At 53.6% G+C, this 22308-nt stretch carries 19 protein-coding genes; 3 read left to right on the forward strand and 16 right to left on the reverse strand.

All coding sequences use genetic code 11. From position 1 onward, the window contains the following. Position 1 precedes the first annotated feature (1 nt). From KP80_RS07835 to leuO, 16 genes are all read right to left on the reverse strand, one after another. Positions 2-922, reverse strand: a complete 921-nt coding sequence (locus tag KP80_RS07835; RefSeq protein ID WP_052283036.1) for a D-alanine--D-alanine ligase — start codon at positions 920-922, stop codon at positions 2-4. Further along, positions 915-2390 carry a UDP-N-acetylmuramate--L-alanine ligase gene (murC, locus tag KP80_RS07840; RefSeq protein ID WP_052283037.1) on the reverse strand — a complete coding sequence of 492 codons (1476 nt, stop codon included), beginning with the start codon at positions 2388-2390 and terminating at the stop codon, positions 915-917. The genes KP80_RS07835 and murC overlap by 8 nt, the downstream gene beginning before the upstream one ends. Positions 2391-2444: 54 nt before the next feature. Next, complete coding sequence (gene murG, locus KP80_RS07845) at positions 2445-3512, reverse strand: undecaprenyldiphospho-muramoylpentapeptide beta-N-acetylglucosaminyltransferase (RefSeq protein WP_052283038.1); 1068 nt, start codon at positions 3510-3512, stop codon at positions 2445-2447. After that, a complete protein-coding gene (ftsW, locus tag KP80_RS07850; RefSeq protein ID WP_052283039.1) occupies positions 3509-4768 on the reverse strand; it encodes a cell division protein FtsW in 1260 nt (419 codons plus the stop codon). Before ftsW ends, murG begins: the two co-directional genes overlap by 4 nt. Further along, positions 4768-6084: a UDP-N-acetylmuramoyl-L-alanine--D-glutamate ligase gene (gene murD / locus KP80_RS07855; protein WP_052283040.1), complete on the reverse strand. Its 1317-nt coding sequence runs from the start codon at positions 6082-6084 to the stop codon at positions 4768-4770. Before murD ends, ftsW begins: the two co-directional genes overlap by 1 nt. Positions 6085-6086: 2 nt before the next feature. Then, the gene (mraY, locus tag KP80_RS07860; RefSeq protein WP_052283041.1) at positions 6087-7169 is read right to left on the reverse strand and encodes a phospho-N-acetylmuramoyl-pentapeptide-transferase; all 1083 of its coding nucleotides are present in this window, start codon (positions 7167-7169) and stop codon (positions 6087-6089) included. Next, on the reverse strand, positions 7163-8521 hold the full coding sequence (murF, locus tag KP80_RS07865) for a UDP-N-acetylmuramoyl-tripeptide--D-alanyl-D-alanine ligase (RefSeq protein WP_052283042.1): 1359 nt from the start codon (positions 8519-8521) through the stop codon (positions 7163-7165). The genes mraY and murF overlap by 7 nt, the downstream gene beginning before the upstream one ends. Then, the gene (gene murE, locus KP80_RS07870) at positions 8518-10005 is read right to left on the reverse strand and encodes a UDP-N-acetylmuramoyl-L-alanyl-D-glutamate--2,6-diaminopimelate ligase (protein WP_052283043.1); all 1488 of its coding nucleotides are present in this window, start codon (positions 10003-10005) and stop codon (positions 8518-8520) included. The genes murF and murE overlap by 4 nt, the downstream gene beginning before the upstream one ends. After that, positions 9992-11758, reverse strand: coding sequence for a peptidoglycan glycosyltransferase FtsI (locus KP80_RS07875; protein WP_052283044.1), 1767 nt, complete (start codon positions 11756-11758; stop codon positions 9992-9994). Before KP80_RS07875 ends, murE begins: the two co-directional genes overlap by 14 nt. A gap of 15 nt (positions 11759-11773) precedes the next feature. Next, on the reverse strand, positions 11774-12139 hold the full coding sequence (gene ftsL, locus KP80_RS07880; RefSeq protein ID WP_052283045.1) for a cell division protein FtsL: 366 nt from the start codon (positions 12137-12139) through the stop codon (positions 11774-11776). Further along, complete coding sequence (gene rsmH, locus KP80_RS07885; protein WP_052283046.1) at positions 12136-13077, reverse strand: 16S rRNA (cytosine(1402)-N(4))-methyltransferase RsmH; 942 nt, start codon at positions 13075-13077, stop codon at positions 12136-12138. Before rsmH ends, ftsL begins: the two co-directional genes overlap by 4 nt. Positions 13078-13079: 2 nt before the next feature. Beyond that, positions 13080-13538 (reverse strand): division/cell wall cluster transcriptional repressor MraZ, encoded by a 459-nt coding sequence (mraZ, locus tag KP80_RS07890; protein ID WP_052283047.1) that lies wholly within the window; start codon positions 13536-13538, stop codon positions 13080-13082. 593 nt (positions 13539-14131) lie between these two features. After that, entirely contained in the window at positions 14132-15136 is a 1005-nt protein-coding gene (gene cra, locus KP80_RS07895; protein WP_052283048.1) for a catabolite repressor/activator, read from the reverse strand. A gap of 146 nt (positions 15137-15282) precedes the next feature. After that, positions 15283-15774, reverse strand: a complete 492-nt coding sequence (gene ilvN, locus KP80_RS07900) for an acetolactate synthase small subunit (RefSeq protein WP_052283049.1) — start codon at positions 15772-15774, stop codon at positions 15283-15285. A 2-nt stretch (positions 15775-15776) separates the two neighbouring features. Continuing rightward, positions 15777-17501 (reverse strand): acetolactate synthase 3 large subunit, encoded by a 1725-nt coding sequence (gene ilvI / locus KP80_RS07905; protein ID WP_052283050.1) that lies wholly within the window; start codon positions 17499-17501, stop codon positions 15777-15779. Between the two features lie 392 nt (positions 17502-17893). Further along, positions 17894-18865, reverse strand: a complete 972-nt coding sequence (leuO, locus tag KP80_RS07910) for a transcriptional regulator LeuO (protein ID WP_052283051.1) — start codon at positions 18863-18865, stop codon at positions 17894-17896. 602 nt (positions 18866-19467) lie between these two features. Between leuO and leuL the strand changes: the two genes are divergently transcribed. The 3 genes from leuL to leuB all read left to right on the forward strand — a co-directional run bounded on the left by leuL (position 19468) and on the right by leuB (position 22306). After that, complete coding sequence (gene leuL, locus KP80_RS23435) at positions 19468-19554, forward strand: leu operon leader peptide (protein WP_156315628.1); 87 nt, start codon at positions 19468-19470, stop codon at positions 19552-19554. 89 nt (positions 19555-19643) lie between these two features. Next, the gene (gene leuA, locus KP80_RS07915; protein ID WP_052283052.1) at positions 19644-21215 is read left to right on the forward strand and encodes a 2-isopropylmalate synthase; all 1572 of its coding nucleotides are present in this window, start codon (positions 19644-19646) and stop codon (positions 21213-21215) included. Beyond that, the gene (gene leuB / locus KP80_RS07920; protein ID WP_052283053.1) at positions 21215-22306 is read left to right on the forward strand and encodes a 3-isopropylmalate dehydrogenase; all 1092 of its coding nucleotides are present in this window, start codon (positions 21215-21217) and stop codon (positions 22304-22306) included. The genes leuA and leuB overlap by 1 nt, the downstream gene beginning before the upstream one ends. Positions 22307-22308: the final 2 nt, after the last annotated feature.

The following is a 22308-nucleotide window of genomic DNA, read 5'->3' on the forward strand; positions in this document are numbered from 1 at the left end:
ATCACCCCGCCAGGTCCAGAATTCGTACTACCAGCTGCGAGAAGCTCATTCCCGCCTGACGCGCCGCCATCGGCACCAAGCTATGGCTGGTCATCCCTGGAGAAGTGTTCGCCTCCAGCAGATAATATTGCCCGTCATTATCCTGCATGACGTCAATACGTCCCCAGCCACGACAACCTAAAACTTTCCAGGCTTTCAGCACCAAAGATTGCATTGCCGCTTCCTGGTCAGGTTCCTCACAACCAGGGCAGAAATATTTTGTCTCATCAGAGAGATACTTCGCCTCATAATCATAGAAGGTTCCAGCCGGTTGGATGCGAACTGAGGGCAAAATTTCTTCACCGAGCACTGCAACGGTAAATTCAGGCCCACTCAGCCATTTTTCCACCAGAACTTCGTCATCGTGTTGAAACGCCTGCGATAACGCATCCGCAAGTTTGCCACTCTCCGTGACTTTCGACATCCCGACGCTGGAGCCTTCGCGGCTTGGTTTAACAATCAGTGGCAAACCCAGCTTAGCTATCTGATCTAACATCTCATCAGATAACCCGTTTTCAAACATTTCACGCGTTATCGCCGCCCATGGAGCAACCGGCAATCCCGCGCCCTGCCACAGTAATTTACTGCGCAGTTTGTCCATAGATATTGCCGATGCCATCACGCCGCTACCGGTATAAGGCAGAGAAATGAGCTCAAGAAGCCCTTGTAGCGTGCCATCTTCCCCGCCGCGACCATGCAGTGCAATAAACGCTTTCTTAAAACCCATATTTTTCAGCTGGGTAACATCTGTCTCTTTCGGGTCTACCGCATGAGCATCAATGCCCGCTTCACGCAGACCCGCTAGCACCGCAGCACCAGAATTGAGCGAGACTTCGCGCTCGGCGGAGGTTCCCCCTAAAAGAACCGCGATTTTATCAGCCATGACGCGGTTCCTCCTGAGTTTGCGGCTTGAGTTTGATTTCAGCTAAGTTACGCGCGATTTTACCGATATTTCCCGCGCCCTGAATCAAGACAAGATCATTACCTGTCAGTACTGACGCCAACATTTCCGGTACCTGTGCTGGGTCGGAAATCAAAATGGGGTCAACTTTACCGCGCCCTCGAATGGTACGGCACAATGAACGGCTATCGGCACCTGGAATTGGTGCTTCCCCAGCCGGATAAACATCCAGCATCAGCAGCGCATCAACCTGCGTCAGTACGTGAGCAAAATCATCGTACAGATCGCGTGTACGGGTATAACGGTGCGGCTGGAAAACCATGACCAGTTTTTTATCCGGCCAGCCTGCACGTGCGGCTTTAATCGTGGCATCCACTTCTGTTGGGTGGTGACCATAGTCGTCAACCAACATGGCGGAGCCTTCCTGGCCATTCACTTCGCCCAGCGGGAACTCACCCAGAAAATCAAAGCGGCGACCAGTCCCCTGGAAGCTTTCCAGCGCACGCAGAATTGCATCGTCTTCAATGCCTTCTTCCGTCGCAACAGCAACGGCCGCAGCGGCGTTCAGCGCATTATGACGGCCAGGCGCATTGAGCGTCACGCGCAGGTTTTCTTTATCCTGACGCACCAGCGTGAAGTGCCCCTGCGGGCCAATCTGCTGGTAGTCTTCAACGCGTACATCCGCATCATCGCTAAAACCGTAGGTGGTAATCTGACGGCCTACGCGCGGCAGCAGCTCGCGAATCACCGGATCGTCCACACACATCACCGCACGACCATAAAACGGCAAATTGTGCAGGAAATTAATAAAGGTCTGTTTTAAATTTTCGAAGTCGCCCTGGTAAGTATCCATATGGTCAGCTTCGATATTGGTAACAATCGCTACCATCGGTTGCAGGTGCAGGAACGACGCATCGCTCTCATCCGCTTCCGCAATCAGATAACGGCTGTGGCCCAGACGCGCATGCACGCCCGCCGCCTTCACCAAACCACCGTTCACGAACGTCGGATCAAGTCCGGCTTCCGCATAAATACTGGACACCATCGCGGTGGTGGTAGTTTTACCGTGCGTCCCGGCGATAGCAATACCGTGACGAAAACGCATTAACTCCGCCAGCATCTCTGCACGGCGAATCACCGGAATACGCGCTTCATGAGCGGCGACGATTTCCGGGTTATCGGCGGAAATCGCCGTGGAGACCACAACTACACTCGCATCGCGCACGTTTTCCGGGCGATGGTTGAAATAAATAGTGGCGCCCAGTTGAGCCAACTGCTGCGTCACCGGATTTGGCGCGAGATCGGAACCGCTAATCTGATACCCTTCGTTGGCCAATACTTCAGCAATACCGCCCATACCGGCGCCGCCGATGCCAACAAAGTGAATGTGCCGGACGCGACGCATCTCGGGCACGATAGAACGCAGTTTCGCCAGTTGTTGTGTATTCATTCTCTAAACGCCATCACTTCTACAAATTCGGGCGACGCAAATGCGCCGCGATGATTAAGCCTTTGCCGCCAGGCTCACTTCTTTTGCTACCCGCTCGGTAGCGTCCGGGATAGCCGCTGCGCGTGCGCGTTCGGCCATCTCTAATAATGTTGCTCGATCCCAGCTCGCCAACGTATCGGCGACAGCTTGCGCGGTAAACTGGGGCTGTTCAAAAATCTTTGCCGCGCCCGCTTTTTCCAACGGTAATGCATTCCAGTACTGCTGTCGGTCTTTATGCTGGAAAGGCACAAAAATCGCCGGTAACCCTGCAGCAGCGATTTCGCTCACCGTCAGCGCCCCAGAGCGGCACACCACCACGTCGGCCCACGCATAGGCCGCCGCCATGTCATCAATAAATTCCGTCACTCTATGCTGTGGCTGGCCAGCATCAGCATAAGCTTGCTTAACGGTTTGTTGCCCACCTTTACCGCTTTGATGCCAGATAGTCACCCCATCACCCAGCAGCGCCGCAACCTGCGGCACGGTCTGATTGAGCACGCGAGCGCCCTGCGAACCACCCACCACCAGCACACGAATCGGGCCATTGCGGCCGACCAGACGCTGTTCAGGCAGCGGCAATGCAAGTACATCGACGCGCACGGGGTTACCAACAACTTCTGCATTGGCAAATGCGCCTGGGAAAGCCTGCATCACTTTGGTCGCAATCTTCGCCAACCATTTGTTGGTCAGACCGGCGATACCATTCTGTTCATGCAGCACCACCGGGATCCCCAGTGACCATGCCGCCAGACCACCCGGCCCGGAAACATAACCGCCCATACCCAGCACCACGTCCGGCTTGAAGCGTTTCATAATGGCGCGCGCCTGACGCCAGGCATTAAAAATACGCATCGGTGCCAGCAGCAGCGCTTTGAGGCCTTTACCCCGCAGCCCAGAAATGTGGATGAAGTCGATCTCAATACCATGTTTCGGCACCAGGTCAGCTTCCATACGATCTGCGGTTCCCAGCCAGCGTACCTGCCAGCCCTGATCCATTAAATGGTGCGCAACCGCCAGCCCTGGGAACACATGTCCACCAGTCCCGCCTGCCATCACCATTAACCGCTTTGTTTGACCGCTCATCGAGAACCTCGGGTAAACGCCTGCGCTTTTTCCAGACGCGTTTCATAATCAATACGTAACAAGAACATAATGGCAGTCGACATAATCAGAAGACTGGAGCCACCGTAGCTTATCAACGGCAGAGTCAGACCTTTGGTCGGTAACATACCGGCCGCGGCCCCGACGTTGACCAACGCCTGGAAGCTGAACCAAATGCCGATTGCGCAAGCCAGGAAACCAGAAAAACGTTGGTTAATCTCCAGCGCTTTGCGACCGATGGACATGGCGCGGAAAGCGACGAAGAATACCATTAAAAGGGCCAGTACCACACCGATATAACCCAATTCCTCACCGATGATGGCGAAGATGAAGTCGGTATGTGCTTCCGGCAAATACTCCAGTTTCTGAACCGAGTTGCCTAATCCCTGTCCCCACATTTCACCGCGGCCAAAGGCCATCAGTGATTGCGTCAGCTGGTAGCCGCTACCGAATGGGTCTTCCCACGGGTTCCAGAAAGAGGTCACGCGTCGAATACGATACGGCTCGGCAAGGATCAGCAGCACCACCGCCGAAATCCCCATGCCGATAATGGCGATGAATTGCCACAGCTTTGCGCCAGCGAGGAACAACATCGCCAGAGTGGTGACAAACAGCACCACCACGGTACCTAAGTCCGGCTGCGCCAGCAGTAAAATCGCCAGCACGAAAATCACACCCATCGGCTTTAAAAAGCCGCGCAGGTTGTTGCGCACTTCATCGGCTTTACGCACCAAATAGTTGGCGATATAGCAAAACAGCGACAGTTTGGTCAGCTCAGCGGGCTGAATACGCAGTGGACCGAAAGCAATCCAGCGCGATGCCCCGTTAACTGAGCTCCCAACGACCAATACAATCAACAACATGCCAATAGAGGCAATCAGCATAAATGTGCTGTGTCGCTGCCAGAAAGCCATTGGCATACGCAAGGTAATCAGCGATAACCCAAGCGCCAGCAGCAGGTACAGACCATCGCGCTTGGCGAACAGGAACGGATCGTTTGCCAGGCGCTGACCAACCGGCATCGATGCCGAGGTCACCATGATGAAACCAATGGCCGCCAGACCAAGCGTCAACCACAGCAGCATACGGTCGTACATGATCAGACTGTCGGAATCTTTATCCCGAGAGCCCATCACCCAGCCTTTTAACGCAGCAAACAGCCATGCGAAAATGCCCATGCCCGGCAAACGCGGCAGCCTCAGTTGAGGCAGTCTCAGGCGCGGGAGCGAAAAACGCATCAACCTAACTCCTTCGCCAGACGAGCAAATACGTCGCCACGCTGCTCAAAGCTCTTAAACTGATCGAGGCTTGCGCAGGCAGGTGACAGTAGAACCATATCGCCATTTTTCACTAGCGGAGCGAGCAAACGCATCGATTGCTCCATGGTTTCTGTCTGTGTGGCAATCTCCGGACGCAACGCGGCCAGTTCACCGCCGTCGCGGCCAAAGCAGTACAGACGAATATTATCGCCTGTCAGATAGCGCTGCAGCGGCGCGAAGTCGGCTGATTTACCGTCCCCCCCCAACAACAGATGCAGAGTCCCTGCAACGTGCAAACCATTTAACGCGGCCTCGGTACTGCCAACATTGGTGGCCTTAGAGTCGTTAATCCAGCGCACGCCGTTATGTTCGAGCACGATCTGGAAACGGTGAGCCAGCCCGGTAAAGGTGGTCAGCGCTTTCAGGCTTGTCGCACGCGGCAAACCGACTGCATCTGCCAGCGCCAGCGCGGCCAGGGCGTTACTGTAGTTATGCTGCCCGGTGAGCGGCATCTCTTTCACGTTCAGGACTTTCTCACCTTTCACGCGCAGCCAAGTTTCCCCCTGCTGGCGATTGAGGTGATAGTCACCCACGTCAACGCCAAAACTGACGCAGCGCTCATCCGCACCGCGAACCGGCATCGTCAGACCGTCATCCGCGTTGACCACGCAAACTTTAGCGTTTTCATAGACGCGCAGTTTTGCCGCACGGTACTGCTGTAACCCCAACGGGTAGCGGTCCATGTGATCTTCGGTAACATTAAGGATTGTCGCTGCCGCCGCATGCAGGCTGGAAGTGGTTTCCAGCTGGAAGCTGGACAGTTCGAGCACGTAGAGCTCGCGGGCCGGATCCAGCAGCATTAACGCCGGTAGGCCAATGTTGCCACCCACACCCACGTTCACGCCTGCAGCTTTCGCCATTTCACCCACCAGCGTGGTGACGGTGCTTTTACCGTTTGAGCCGGTAATGGCGACAATCGGTGCCTGCGCTTCACGACAAAACAATTCGATATCGCCAACAATTTCAATACCAGCATCCGCGGCACGGGAAAGTGCCGGATGTGCCAGCGCGATACCCGGGCTGGCGACGATCAGATCAGCTGCCATCAGCCAATCTTCATTCAAGCTCCCGACGTAACGCTCTACCGTTTCCGGCAGTTTATCCAGACCGGGTGGCGTCGCTCGGGTATCCATCACGCGCGGCGTGACGTTCTGCGCAAGGAAAAAATCCACGCAGGAAAGCCCGGTCAATCCAAGACCAATAATGACGACGTTTTTACCCAGGTAATCTGCCATGATTAACGTACCTTCAGCGTTGCCAGGCCAATCAGCACCAGCATCAGCGAAATAATCCAGAAGCGCACGATGACGCGCGGTTCCGGCCAACCTTTCAGTTCATAGTGGTGGTGAATCGGTGCCATACGGAAGATGCGCTGACCACGCAGCTTGAAGGAGCCGACCTGCAAAATGACCGACAAGGTCTCCACGACAAAGACGCCGCCCATGATCACCAGCAGGAATTCCTGACGCAGCAGCACGGCGATAATACCCAGCGCGCCGCCCAGAGCCAGAGAGCCGACATCGCCCATGAACACCTGTGCCGGATAGGTGTTGAACCACAAGAAACCTAATCCCGCACCGACAATGGCCGTACAGACAATCACCAGCTCGCCCGCGTGACGCAGGTAAGGGATATGCAGATAGCTGGCAAAGTTCATGTTACCGCTCGCCCACGCCACCAGTGCAAAACCGGCAGCCACGAATACGGTTGGCATAATTGCCAGACCGTCGAGGCCATCGGTCAGGTTCACCGCGTTGCCAGTACCGACGATAACGAAGTAGGCCAGCAGGATATAGAACAGACCCAGTTGCGGCATGACGTCTTTAAAGAACGGCACCACCAGCTCGGTGGCTGGCGTGTCTTTACCCGCAAGGTACAGCGCGAAGGCTACCCCCAGCGCAATCACCGACATCCAGAAATATTTCCAGCGGGCAATCAGGCCTTTGGTATCTTTGCGAACCACTTTGCGGTAGTCATCAACGAAACCGATAATGCCGTAACCGACCAGCACGGTGAGCACACACCAGACATACGGGTTAGACGGATAGGCCCAAAGCAACACGGAGACGACAATCGCGGTGAGGATCATGATCCCCCCCATTGTCGGGGTACCGCGTTTGCTGAAGTGGGATTCCGGACCGTCGTTACGCACAACCTGGCCGAAGGACATTTTTTGCAGACGGGCGATCATGCGCGGGCCCATCCACAAAGAGATGAACAGCGCGGTCAGCAGGCTGACGATGGCGCGAAACGTCAGGTAGGAAAAGACGTTAAAGCCAGAATAATATTTGACCAGATGTTCGGCCAGCCATACTAACATGTCCCATTCTCCTGTAATGCGCGTACGACCTCTTCCATGGCGGCACTGCGTGATCCTTTCACCAGAATGGTGATCGTTTTATGTTCATTAATCAGCGTATTCAGACGAGCAATCGCCGATGATTTATCGGTGAAGTGCTCCCCTGCCCCGCTGGCGTCACTGATAGCCTGACTTAAATGGCCAACGCTCAGCACGCGGTCAATACCCGCGGCTTTCGCCGCCTTACCCACCTGAATATGGCAGGCTTCGCTTTCATCACCGAGTTCAGCCATATCGCCAACGACCAGCACACGGTAACCCGGCATTTCAGACAGCACCTGCACCGCCGCGGTCATGGAACCCACGTTGGCGTTGTAGGAGTCATCCAGCAACAGCTGGGTCTCCGACAGGTGTACCGGGAAAAGACGACCAGGAACCGCTTTAAGCTGAGCCAGCCCCGTTTTCACCGCCTCTAACCCAGCGCCAACGGCTGTTGCCAGCGCAGTTGCCGCTAACGCATTCGCGATGTTGTGGCGGCCCGGCAGTGGCAGGAGCACTTCAATACTGCCGTTTGGCGTATGCAGCATGAATACGGTTCCCTGTGCGGTAATCCGGATATCGGACGCGCTAAAATCACTGTCTGCTGCATTTGGCGAGAAGCGCCACACGGTGCGATCGCCAATGACATGCTGCCAGTTTGCCCAATCGTTATTATCCGCATTCAGAATGGCAATGCCGCTGTCTGACAGGCCGGAGAATATTTCCCCTTTCGCTTTCGCCACACCGGCTAACGAACCAAATCCTTCCAGATGCGCAGCAGCTAAATTATTGACCAGCGCCGCTTCCGGGCGTGTCAGACTCACAGTCCATGCAATCTCGCCCTGGTGGTTTGCCCCGAGTTCAATCACGGCAAACTGATGTTCCGGTGTCAGGCGAAGTAATGTCATCGGCACGCCGATGTCATTGTTTAGATTGCCCGCGGTATAAAGTGTGTTGCCACACTGCGCTAAAATGGCCGCGGTCATCTCTTTCACTGACGTTTTACCGGATGAACCTGTGAGCGCCACCACGCGTGCAGGCACCTGTTTACGCACCCACGCTGCCAGTTCGCCAAACGCCAGGCGGGTATCACTCACCACCAGCTGCGGCAGGTCGATAGCCAGTTTACGGCTCACCAGCAGTGCGCCAGCACCAGCGTCTTTCGCCGTTTGCGCAAAATCATGCGCATCAAAGCGTTCGCCTTTCAGCGCCACAAACAGACAGCCCGGAGTAATTTTTCGTGTGTCAGTCGTGACGTCATCAATCAGTAAATCATCACCCTGAAGCTCGCCGTTCAGTACGCCGGAAAGCTGGCTAAGCGTTACGCCAATCATGCCACCACTCCCAGCAGACGCGCTGCGGTAATACGGTCTGAGTAATCCAGACGACGGTTGCCGACAATTTGATAATCTTCATGGCCTTTACCGGCCAACAGTACGACATCGTTCTCTTTCGCTTGCATGATGGCGTTGGTGACCGCTTCGGCGCGGCCTTCCATCACTTTCACATGCCCAGCGTCAACCATGCCCGCCAGAATGTCGTTAATAATGGCCCGTGGCTCTTCAGTACGCGGGTTGTCATCAGTGACCACCACAATGTCGGAGAACTCTTCAGCAATCGCGCCCATCAGCGGACGTTTGCCTTTATCGCGATCGCCGCCGCAGCCAAAGACACACCACAGCTTGCCTACGCAGTGTAGACGTGCAGCTTGTAGCGCTTTCTCTAGTGCATCAGGGGTATGTGCGTAATCAACAACCACTGTCGGTTTGCCTGGCGCGCTGAACACTTCCATGCGGCCACAAACCGGTTGCAGACGCCCAGCGGTTTTCAGCAAATCGGCCAGTGGATAATCCAGGGCCAGCAGCGTAGCCAGCGCCAGCAGCAGATTGCTAACGTTAAAAGCACCCATGAGGCGGCTTTCAATCTCGCCCCCACCCCAAGAGGATTCAAAACGAATCGTCGCACCGCTGTCGTGATACTTCACGTCAATGGCTTTCAGCCAGCGACCGTGGCAGTTTGGGTTGATATGGTTTTCCATCGACACCGCCACCGCGTCCGGCAGACGACCGAGCCAGCGGCGGCCCACTTCATCGTCGGCATTCACAATCGCCTGGCCACAGTGGTGAGTAGAATAAAGTAGCCATTTGGCGGCTTCGTAATGCTCCATGTCACCGTGATAATCGAGATGATCACGGCTCAGGTTGGTGAACACGGACGCAGCAAACTTAAGCGCTGCCACGCGATGCTGCACCAGGCCATGGGAAGAAACTTCCATCGCCGCCATGGTCGCGCCCTGCGCCACCAGACCTGAAAGCACGTGCTGAACGTCTACCGCCGAGCCGGTGGTGTTCTCCGTAGGAATGACTTTATCCAGCAGCCCATTGCCGACGGTACCCATCACGGCGCTGGTTTCGCCAAGCAGCTGGCACCATTGCGCAATCAGCTGCGTGGTGGTGGTTTTGCCGTTAGTGCCGGTCACGCCAATCAGACGCAGACTATCGGACGGCTCATGATAAAAGCGCCCGGCCAGCGCTGATAAACGTTCATTTAATTGGCTGAGGTAAATAACCGGCACGCCGTGCATCTCGCGAATTTCACCGTCGGTCGCTTCATCTTTTGCCTCGGCGACAATCGCAGCAACACCTTGCGCAATTGCCTGCGGGATATAACGACGCCCGTCCGCCTGATGACCCAATACCGCTACGAACAGATCGCCCGATGCAGCCACACGGCTGTCGAGCGTCATCTCCCGCAGTACTCGCTCCGGCGCATTTGGCACCCACGGAGCAAGAAGGTCGCGCAAATTACGATCTGCCACCTGAACCCTCGCCTTGATTTGTCACAAATTCACTTTTATCGCCCGTTGCCAGCGCATCCGGTTCAATGTTCATCGTGCGCAGTACGCCGCCCATGATGGCACCAAAGACCGGCGCGGAAACGGCGCCACCGTAGTATTTACCCGCCTGCGGGTCGTTGATGACCACCACCAGCGCAAAACGCGGCTGACTGGCTGGCGCAACGCCCGCGGTGTAAGCAATGTATTTATTGATATAGCGCCCGTCCGGACCGACTTTTTTCGCCGTACCGGTTTTAATCGCGATACGGTAGCCTTTAATCGCCGCCTTCACACCGCCGCCGCCAGGCAGCGCCACGCTTTCCATCATATGCACGACAGTGCGGACGATTGATTCCGGGAAGATGCGCTCGCCGGGTACCGGCGGGTCAACTTTGGTAATCGACAGAGGACGGTAGATGCCGTAGCTGCCAATCGTTGCGTAGACTCGCGCCAACTGTAACGGAGTTACCATTAGCCCGTAGCCGAAAGAGAAGGTGGCCCTCTCTATGTCAGACCACCGTTGTTTTTGAGGATATAAGCCACTGCGTTCCCCGACCAACCCCAAATTGGTCGCTTTTCCCAGTCCAAAACGTGAGTAAGTATCTACTAACGCTGAGGAGGGCATCGCTAACGCCAGCTTGGAAACACCGACGTTACTCGACTTCTGTAATACCCCGGTCAGGGTCAATTCGCTGTAACGCGCCACGTCTTTGATTTCGTGACCGTTAATTCGATATGGGATGGTATTCAGTACGGTATTTTCACGTACCACACCACGCTGAAGCGCAGTCATGACCACCATCGGTTTTACCGTTGAACCCGGTTCGAACACGTCGGTGATCGCCCGGTTACGCATGGTGTCTTTCGCCGTGCCGGTAAAGTTGTTTGGGTTATAAGACGGGCTGTTCGCCATCGCCAGCACTTCACCGGTACTCACATCCACCAATACGGCGCTGCCGGATTCCGCTTTGTTAAACGCCACGGCATTGTTCAACTCACGGTACACCAGCGCCTGCAGGCGTTCATCGATACTTAGCGCGAGGTTATGCGCCGCCTGGCTATCGGTTGAGGAGATATCTTCGATGACGCGCCCATAGCGGTCTTTACGCACAATACGCTCGCCCGGCTGCCCTGTGAGCCACTTGTCGAAGCTTTTCTCGACGCCTTCAATGCCCTGGCTGTCGACGTTGGTGAAACCGATCAAGTGAGCGGTCACTTCGCCAGAAGGGTAATAACGGCGCGATTCTTCTCGCAGATAAATACCAGGAAGCTTAAGTTTTTTGATGTAGTCGGCCATATCAGGGTTCACCTGACGAGCCAGATAGATAAAGCGCATCCGAGGATTGGTGTTGATGCGCGATGCCAGTTGGTCGAGCGGCATATTGAGCGCATCCGCCAGCGCCTTCCAGCGGTTGTTCAGCACCACACCACCGGCTTCATGCAGTTCTTTCGGGTCAGCCCAGATAGCTTTTACCGGTACGCTGACAGCCAATGGACGACCGGAGCGGTCAGTGATCATGCCTCGCGAAGTGGAGACTTCCTGCACGCGCAGTGAGCGCATGTCACCCTGACGCACCAGCATGTCCGGTGCGATAATCTGCAGCCAGGCCACGCGGCCCAGCAGGAAACCCAATGCAATCAGAATACAGCCGCAAAGCAACGCAAAACGCCAGCTAATAAAGCTGGCCTGTTCTTCCTGACGTTTCGGTTTAAGCGTTTTTGCCGCCGGTTTCATGCGTTGCAATAATCCTTATTTTTGAACAACAATGTTTTCTTTTGACGGATCAACATGTTGCATCTGCAACTTATCTGTAGCGATGCGTTCGACACGGCTATGATCGCCCAAAGCATTCTCTTCGAGGATCAGGTTTCGCCATTCGATATCCAGCGCATCGCGCTCCAGCACCAACTGTTCACGTTGTGCCGTTAACAGGCGAGTATGGTGAGCGGTCGTCACCACCGTTACCGCCGTAACAATAATGCAAATGAACAGACAGAGTGGCAGCTTCCCATATTGCAAAAGGTCGTCGCGAATAACGCCAGGCAAAGCATGACGTTCGCTATTTCCTAACGACCCGGTAATTTTGCCTAGGGTTTCTGTCACTCTGCCGATCATGCGTTCGTCCTCTCTGCAATACGCAGCACTGAACTACGAGCACGTGGATTCTCGGCCACTTCTTCTTCGCCCGGCATCAACTTGCCTAGCGCTCGTAAATGACGGCCACCCAGCTTCCTGAGTTGCTCTTCAGTCATCGGGATCCCCGCTGGAACCTGCGGACCGCGGCTCTGCTCACGCATAAAGCGTTTCACAATGCGGTCTTCCAGCGAATGGAAGCTGATGATTGACAGCCGCCCACCCGGGGCCAGCACGCCAAGCGAGCTTTTTAGCGCCTGCTCTATCTCCTCCAGCTCACTATTCACCCAAATGCGCACCGCCTGGAAGGTGCGGGTTGCGGGGTGTTTGAATTTGTCTTTTACCGGCATCGCAGCGGCGATCACTTCCGCCAGCTCTTTGGTTCGCGTCATCGGTTCAATACGATTACGTTCAACGATGGCGCGCGCGATGCGTTTACCAAATCGCTCTTCACCAAAGGTTTTAATAACCCAGGCAATATCCGCTTCTTCAGCGGTAAGCAGCCACTCAGCAGCCGACTGACCGCGCGTTGGATCCATACGCATATCCAGCGGGCCGTCACGCATGAATGAAAATCCGCGTTCGGCATCGTCCAGCTGCGGTGATGACACGCCAAGATCGAGAAGAATACCGTCGATCTTGCCGACAAGATCGCGCTCGGCGACATAGTCCGCCAGCGCAGAGAAAGGGCCATGCACGATGGAAAAACGCGGATCATCAATGGTCTTCGCCACCGCAATCGCTTCAGGATCGCGGTCGATTGCGATCAGGCGTCCCTGCTCGCCAAGCTGCGAGAGGATCAGACGCGAGTGACCGCCGCGGCCAAAAGTGCCATCAATATAGATACCGTCTGGACGAATATTCAGGCCGTTCACGGCTTCATCCAGCAGTACAGTAGTGTGTTTAAAATTTTCCATCATATTTATAAGGACAAATCCTGCAATCGCTCCGACAGCGCCCCTGAAGCAGATTGCTCAGCGTCGATATCTTCCTTGACCCGTTGATACCAGGCCGTTTCATCCCACAGTTCAAATTTGTTGAACTGCCCGACCAGCATCACTTCTTTGGTCAATCCGGCGTGTTGCCGTAAAACCGGCGCAATCAATAATCGCCCCGCGTTATCCATCTGACATTCGCTAGCATGTCCCAACAGCAGTCGCTGTACGCGGCGCTCGACGGGGTTCATGCTCGACAAACGCGATAACTTTTGCTCGATAATTTCCCACTCGGGCAGAGGATAAAGCAGCAGGCAGGGGTGATGGATGTCAATGGTGCAAACCATTTGACCGGTAGCGCTCTCAAGCAGCATATCCCGATATCGGACAGGGACGGCTAAACGCCCTTTGCTGTCAAGATTGACTAACGTTGCCCCTCGGAACATGCCAGCCTCTCCCCTAATTACCACTTTGCCCCACAAATTCCCACTTAAAGGAGTTTACGGAGCAGAGGAAAAGCTTGTCAAGCCAGCATGAATGCCAACAGAGTCCAAAATACCGCTATTTACGGACGACAATAGCCCTGATTAATATTTATCCAACCGACGAGGCAAATTAACGTCATGAATACCCGCAAGAAAAATACAGAGTGATTCACAACGCGTTAACGCGACTTAATATCATCAAAAGAATTAATAAAGTGTCAGTTTGCGACGCGAGCGGCATTTTAGGACATTCTGCTGTCCGTTAACAGTCCTAGTGGCGCGCCCTTACAAGGATTTCAAATGCAACGGAGACCCCATTCTGGTAGGGCAGCAAAGAAGTGTTTGTTATTTCGGCAATCTGCCGGGAGAGTGTAACAAAATAATACACAAATAATATAATTTTACTTTGTGTTCACAATAATAAACGCCCGGGGACGTGAAATGAGGGGAATTAAATAGAAGGCTAACAAAAAATAAGGAATTATCTGAATATCCACACGAGAATAATGTTTTCACGATGAAGGCAGCCTATTGCCACCCTCATCGTAAAATGATTACCGGCGACTCAAACTTCCGCGGCGATAAAGATTACGGCGAATACGGCTTAACCCAGGTTTTGGTTTACGCGGCTCGTCGAGGCTTGCCAGCACAATTTCCAACACACGCTCAGCCACATCGCGGTGACGCTGAGCCACCGCCAGCACCGGGCACTGCAGGAAATCGAGCAGTTCATTATCACCGAATGTTGCAATCGCGAGGTCGGTCGGCAACTTACCTTCACGGCGCAGCGTGACGTCCATTACCCCTTGCAGCAACGCAAATGAGGTGGTGAACAACGCCTGCGGCATCGGATGAGTCTCCAGCCACTTTTCAAACAGCACCGCTGACGCTTCGCGTTCGTAGCTGTTGGCATAGAGGAAGTTAACTTCACGCGGATCGTCTTTCCAGGCGGTACGGAAACCCTGCTCACGCAGATAGCTTACCGACAGCTCCGGTAACGCCCCAAGATAGAGGACGGTTTCTGCCGGGAAGGTACGCAGTTCAGCGGCGAGCATTTCCGAGTCGTCCTGATCCGCACCCACCACGCTGGTAAAGTGTTCACGATCGAGCGCACGGTCAAGCGCGACAATAGGGAACGAGTCGTTGGCCCAGCGCTGGTAGAAAGGGTGTTCCGGCGGCAGAGAGGTGGAAACGATAATCGCATCAACCTGACGCTGCAGCAGATGTTCAATACAGCGCATTTCGTTATCCGGCTGATCTTCCGAGCAAGCGATCAGCAACTGATAGCCACGCTGGCGCGCCTGGCGCTCGAGATAGTTCGCAATGCGCGTATAGCTGGTGTTCTCAAGGTCCGGGATGACCAAACCAATCGAACGCGTGCGTCCTGCACGCAGGCCGGCAGCAACCGCGTTAGGATGGTAGTTATGCTCACGCACGACGGCCATCACTTTTTCGACAGTCTTGTCGCTTACGCGATACTGCTTCGCTTTGCCGTTAATCACATAGCTGGCGGTGGTTCGGGAAACACCGGCAAGCCGGGCGATCTCATCCAGTTTCACAATTGCCCCTTGCTTTATAAGTATAATCCGTAACATCTAAACGCAGAATGATCTCATCGGCAATAGCTTTTATTCGCACTTCTTGCTGATTTCGCAAAAAAAAGCCCGACATCTGGCCGGGCTACGATAAAGCGATGAGATCCAGGCTAACGCATAATCTTGTCACCGCGTGACAATCCGACCACACCGGAGCGCGCCACTTCCACAATTCTCGCAACATCACGCAGCGAGGCGAGGAACGCATCCAGCTTATCGCTGGTGCCCACCAGCTGCACGGTATAGAGCGACGGCGTGACATCGATGATCTGCCCACGGAATATTTCCGTGTTGCGTTTCACCTCATCACGACCATAACCGCTGGCCTGCACCTTCACCAGCATGATTTCACGCTCTACGTGCCCGCCCTGCCCCAATTCGTTAACCCGCAGCACGTCCACCAGCTTGTGCAGCTGTTTCTCAATCTGCTCAATGGTCTTTGCATCACCGACCGTCTGAATGGTCATGCGTGAGAGCGTGGGATCATCGGTAGGTGCGACGGTCAGGCTTTCAATGTTGTACCCACGTTGTGAGAAAAGCCCAATCACGCGTGACAGCGCACCGGACTCGTTTTCCAGCAATACAGATAATATCCGGCGCATAATCAGGTTCTCTCCGTTTTACTCAGCCACATCTCGTCCATTGATCCCCCGCGAATCTGCATAGGGTAGACGTGCTCGCTTCCATCGACGCAAACGTCGACAAACACCAGGCGATTGTTGTGCACCTGTTCCAGCGCCTCCGTGAGTTTGCTTTCAAGCTCGGACGGCTCGGTGATGCGGATCCCCACATGACCGTACGCTTCCGCCAGGCGGACAAAGTCCGGGAGCGACTGCATATAAGACTGCGAGTGGCGACCGGAGTAAATCATATCCTGCCACTGCTTCACCATCCCCAGATAACCGTTGTTCAGGTTGAGCACCAGCACCGGTAGCTCGTACTGCAGCGCAGTAGACAGCTCCTGGATGTTCATCTGAATGCTGCCATCACCGGTCACGCAAACCACGGTGGCATCCGGCAGTGCCATTTTCACACCGAGCGCTGCAGGCAGGCCAAAGCCCATCGTGCCGAGACCGCCGGAGTTGATCCAGCGCCGAGGTTTATCGAACGGATAATACAGCGCGGCAAACATCTGATGTTGACCAACATCGGATGTCACATAAGCGTCACCTTTGGTCAGTTTCCAGATGGTTTCAACCACCGCTTGAGGCTTAATCTGCCCGCTTTGGGTGTCATATTTCAGACATTGCCGCGCGCGCCATTGTTCGATTTGCTGCCACCAGTCACGAATATCATCCAACGGTTGAGCTGCGCTCTCCTGATCGAGCAGCTCAAGCATTTGATCGAGTACCAGCCCTGCATCACCGACGATCGGAATATCCGCCGGGACCGTTTTAGAGATCGAGGTAGGATCAATATCGATATGCAATACCGTGGCATTTGGACAGTACTTGGCCAGATTATTAGTCGTACGGTCATCGAAGCGGACCCCAACGGCAAAAATCACGTCAGAGTTATGCATCGTCATGTTGGCTTCGTAAGTACCGTGCATGCCCAGCATCCCGAGCGCCTGTCGATGTGTCGCAGGGAAGCCCCCCAACCCCATCAGCGATGAAGCGACTGGCAGGTTGAGTTTTTCGATTAACGTGCGCAGTTGCGCATCACATTCGGCATTCACCACGCCGCCGCCAACGTATACCACCGGTTTTTTCGCCGCGATAAGCGTCTGCAACGCCCGCTTGATCTGGCCCTTATGCCCCGTGGTCGTTGGGTTATAAGAACGCATGCTCACCGCATCAGGCCAAACGTACGGCATCTTATGGGCGGCATTAAGAATATCTTTTGGCAAGTCAACAACCACCGGGCCTGGACGACCGCTGGCCGCCAGCCAGAACGCTTTTTTCAGTACACCGGGAATATCTTCGGTCTGTTTGACCAGGAAACTGTGCTTCACCACCGGGCGCGAAATCCCAACCATATCGCACTCCTGGAACGCATCGTAGCCAATCAGCGAAGTCGCGACCTGGCCGGATAGCACCACCAGCGGAATGGAGTCCATATAGGCGGTTGCAATACCCGTAATGGCGTTGGTCGCTCCTGGGCCAGAAGTCACCAGTACAACGCCAACCTCCCCCGTCGCACGCGCCAGGCCATCCGCCATATGGACTGCCGCCTGTTCGTGGCGCACCAGCACATGGTCAATGCCGCCAACGGTATGTAGCGCATCGTAAATATCGAGGACCGCGCCTCCCGGGTAGCCAAATACCTGCTTCACGCCCTGATCGATTAACGATCGAACGACCATCTCGGCTCCAGACAACATCTCCATGGTTTGCCTCCAGGCTTCTCTTGCATCTTAATGGCCGAGGAATTCATTTTCCTGCGGCCATGGATCGACGGCGCATCACTCATCCGTCGACCTACGTTATCGGTAAAGACCTAACATAACCGCTCACCACAAGGCAGGCAATTCGCACATCTGGAGTAGAACCGGTACTAATAAGTGGAAAAATAAGGGAAAAAGGGAAAACGATGGTTGATTGCTTCAGCGATAAGAAAAGAATAGCGTGGATACTCGGACGAAACGTTCCAATACAGCAAAACCTGCATTTTTCACTTTGTTGCTCCCACCGGCAGCAGACAACAACAGAAGAATATTTTACGTTTAATTGAATTAACAAAATAAACAGGGTGTCATCACACCCTGTTTATTTATACGGATTATTGCTGACGGCACGCATTAATCAGTAGCTCTTCCATCCACTGATGACCTTTATCACGGCCGGCGGCCTCATGCCAGGAAAGGTAGCAGGTACGGCTATTTAGCTTCATCGGCAACGGTAAAATTTGCAGCCCAAGCTGTTCAGAGAATTCTTCGGCTAAACGGCGTGGTGCAATAGCCACCAGATGCGTTTGAGAAACGACATTCAGCACACTAATGAGCGCCATTCCCTGATAGGCAATACGATTTTGTTTATCAACGGTGTCATACCAGGGTTGACTAAATGATGCGTAGCGTTCCAGAGAAACAACGGCATGCTCTTCCTGATAAATATCCTCTTCCGTCATTGGACCATTAATGCGCGGATGATTTTTACCGGCGACCAAAACCATTTCATCATTAAATAATGGAACACAGGCAAATTCAGGACGACGGAATTCGTCATAACCTAAAACAAACTCAATTTCCTGATAGCGAAGCTGATGTTCTGTATTTTTATTTAAGGCTGATTTAAATACCATGTGAATATGTGGAGCAACAGCATTCACCTTATTGAGGATAACGGAGGTCAAATAGTTATCCAACGGGCTACACACGCAAAGATTAAAAATCCGTTCGCTGCTGAGAGGTTCAAATCCGGAACCCGGCAATTCATTTTGCACCAACTGCAGCGCCTGGCGAACCGAGCCAAACAGCTGAAACGCACGGGCGGTAGGCTGGATCCCTCTGCCATAACGCACAAACAGCTCATCATTAAACATCACTTTCAGCCGGGCAACGGCATTACTAACCGCCGGTTGCGACATGCCGAGTGCATGCGCTGCACGGGTTATATTTTGCTCCTGCATTACCGCATCAAATACAGTCAGCAAATTTAAATCAACCATCCGGAGCTGCGGTTTCATCCCTTCATGAGCTGATGCCAGCTGCTGCTCTGGGGTATTAATTCCAGATTCAGATACCATTGTCATACAACACTCCCTTTGCCAAATGACATAAATATATTGTGGCCATATGATTTACCATGCATATAAGTTCCAAAAAAGAAAATTTGATAAAAATAGGAATAAATAAAGAGGCAAGCTGAGTGGCTTAAATCGATAACCACAACGCTTATATATATTGCCAAGTTAATGGAACGTAGTTTACCCATGGATCAGGCGAATACACAACACACCCAAATCGGAATAATGGATTAAGATTTATTAAAGTGTGTTATTAAACAAGAAATGAAAATTAACATTCTTCTAGCAGAAATACTCTTTTTAACGATACAAAACAAAATCTCAGACCGACTAATCCTTTATTATCATAATGATATACACAGCACCTATACATGACAAATGAATGAATGAATGCAATCAAATTTGTTTAAATGCGACAAGATATTAAAACCGCACGCTAACCTAAAAACGGATTCGCTATAAAATGGGATGTTTATCAGCACAATTAGCTAATCCAGACATTTCATTTGCCCCCTCAATTGTCCCAATCGTCTTCATAGAGTGTTGACATCAGAAGTCATATCCAGTACCACTAATAGCATATCGAATTCATCTGGAGCATGATGACAATGTTACGTACCTCTCGCATCAACGGTCTACTACTACTAAACGCCTCTTCTGTGCGCGGTAGACTGGTGTGCGACGTATTACGTTAAGTCATCATCAGTAAAACAAAAACCCGCGCCGCTGCGCGGGTTTTTTTATGCTCGTAGCAAGGCGCCCAAGTAAACCAAGGACCTAAACCATGAGCCAGCAAGTCATTATTTTTGATACGACCTTACGTGATGGTGAACAGGCATTACAGGCAAGCCTGAGCGTGAAAGAGAAGCTGCAGATTGCCTTCGCCCTCGAGCGTATGGGCGTTGACGTAATGGAAGTCGGCTTCCCGGTCTCTTCCCCTGGCGATTTCGAGTCTGTACAGACCATCGCCCGTAATATCAAAAACAGCCGCGTCTGTGCACTGGCCCGCTGCGTAGAGCAGGATATCGATGTCGCCGCCGAATCGTTGAAGGTAGCGGAAGCCTTCCGGATTCATACCTTTATCGCCACGTCGCCTATGCACATCGCCACCAAGCTGCGCAGCACGCTGGAAGAGGTCATTGAACGTGCGGTCTACATGGTGAAACGCGCACGTAACTATACCGATGACGTAGAGTTTTCTTGTGAAGATGCGGGCCGTACGCCAATCGACCAATTGGCTCGCGTGGTTGAAGCCGCCATTAATGCTGGCGCAACCACCATTAATATCCCGGATACCGTCGGCTATACCCTGCCATTCGAGTTCTCCAATATCATTACCGGCCTGTATGAGCGCGTACCGAATATCGACAAAGCAATCATCTCCGTTCACACCCACGACGATTTAGGCATGGCGGTCGGTAACTCCCTGGCCGCAGTCCATGCGGGCGCACGTCAGGTTGAAGGCGCGATGAACGGTATCGGTGAACGTGCGGGTAACTGTTCTTTAGAAGAAGTCATCATGGCGATTAAAGTGCGCAAAGACATCATGAAAGTGCACACCGCCATCAACCATAACGAAATCTGGCGTACCAGCCAGACCGTCAGCCAGATTTGCAACATGCCGATCCCGGCGAACAAAGCCATCGTCGGCACCGGCGCCTTCGCCCATTCTTCCGGCATCCACCAGGATGGCGTACTGAAGAACCGCGAAAACTACGAAATCATGACTCCGGAATCCATCGGTCTGAACCAGATTCAGTTGAACCTGACGTCACGCTCCGGCCGCGCCGCCGTGAAACACCGTATGGAAGAGATGGGCTACAAAGATACCGACTACAACATGGATCACCTGTACGACGCCTTCCTGAAACTGGCGGACAAAAAAGGTCAGGTCTTTGACTACGATTTGGAAGCGCTGGCCTTCATCAACAAACAGCAGGAAGAGCCAGAACACTTCCGTCTGGACTACTTCAGCGTGCAGTCCGGCTCCAGCGATATCGCCACCGCTTCCGTTAAGCTGGCCTGCGGTGAAGAGAGCAAAGCCGAAGCCGCTAACGGTAACGGTCCGGTCGATGCGATTTACCAGGCGATTAACCGTATTACCGGCTATGACGTTGAACTGGTCAAATATGACCTGAATGCAAAAGGCCAGGGGAAAGACGCGCTGGGTCAGGTTGATATCGTCGTCACCCATAACGGTCGTCGTTTCCATGGCGTTGGCCTGGCGACGGATATCGTCGAATCCTCCGCGAAAGCGATGGTCCACGTGCTGAACAATATCTGGCGCGCCGCCGAAGTCGAAAAAGAATTGCAACGCAAAATTAAGAATAACGAGAACAACAAGGAAACCGTGTAATGTCGAAGAATTACCATATTGCTGTGTTACCAGGTGACGGTATTGGCCCTGAAGTCATGACACAGGCATTGAAAGTACTGGAAGCCGTGCGCCAACGTTTTGATATGCGTATCACCACCAGCCATTACGATGTCGGTGGTATCGCCATCGACCGCCACGGTGAGCCTTTGCCACAGGCGACCGTTGACGGTTGCGACCAGGCCGATGCCATTCTGTTTGGCTCCGTAGGTGGCCCAAAATGGGAAAACCTGCCGCCAGTGCAGCAGCCAGAGCGCGGAGCCCTGCTGCCGCTGCGTAAACACTTCAAACTGTTCAGTAACCTGCGTCCAGCGAAGCTGTATCAGGGGCTGGAAGAGTTTTGCCCACTGCGCGCCGATATCGCCGCCAACGGCTTCGATATTCTTTGCGTCCGTGAACTGACCGGCGGCATCTACTTCGGTCAGCCGAAAGGCCGTGAAGGCAGCGGTCAGCACGAGAAAGCGTTTGATACCGAGGTGTATCACCGTTTTGAAATTGAGCGTATTGCCCGCATTGCTTTTGAATCTGCGCGCAAACGCCGTCACAAAGTGACCTCGATCGACAAATCCAACGTGCTGCAGTCTTCTATTCTGTGGCGCGAAATCGTCAGCGAAATCAGCAAAGAGTATCCGGACGTTGCGCTGTCCCATATGTACATCGACAACGCCACCATGCAGCTGATTAAAGACCCATCCCAGTTTGACGTGGTGCTGTGTTCTAACCTGTTCGGCGACATTCTCTCCGACGAATGCGCGATGATCACCGGTTCCATGGGAATGCTGCCATCTGCCAGCTTGAACGAAGAAGGTTTCGGTCTGTACGAACCAGCCGGCGGCTCGGCCCCGGATATCGCAGGGAAAAATATCGCCAACCCAATCGCGCAAATTCTGTCGCTGGCGCTGTTGCTGCGCTATAGCCTGGATGCCAACGACGCCGCTTCCGCCATTGAAGCCGCAATCAACCGCGCGCTGGAAGAAGGCGTTCGCACCAGCGATTTAGCCCGCGGCGGCGCGGCTGTCAGTACCGATGAAATGGGCGACATCATTGCCCGCTACGTTGCCGAAGGGGTGTAACC

The sequence above is a fragment of the Kluyvera genomosp. 1 genome (assembly GCF_001266615.1).
Taxonomy (GTDB): domain Bacteria; phylum Pseudomonadota; class Gammaproteobacteria; order Enterobacterales; family Enterobacteriaceae; genus Kluyvera; species Kluyvera cryocrescens_A.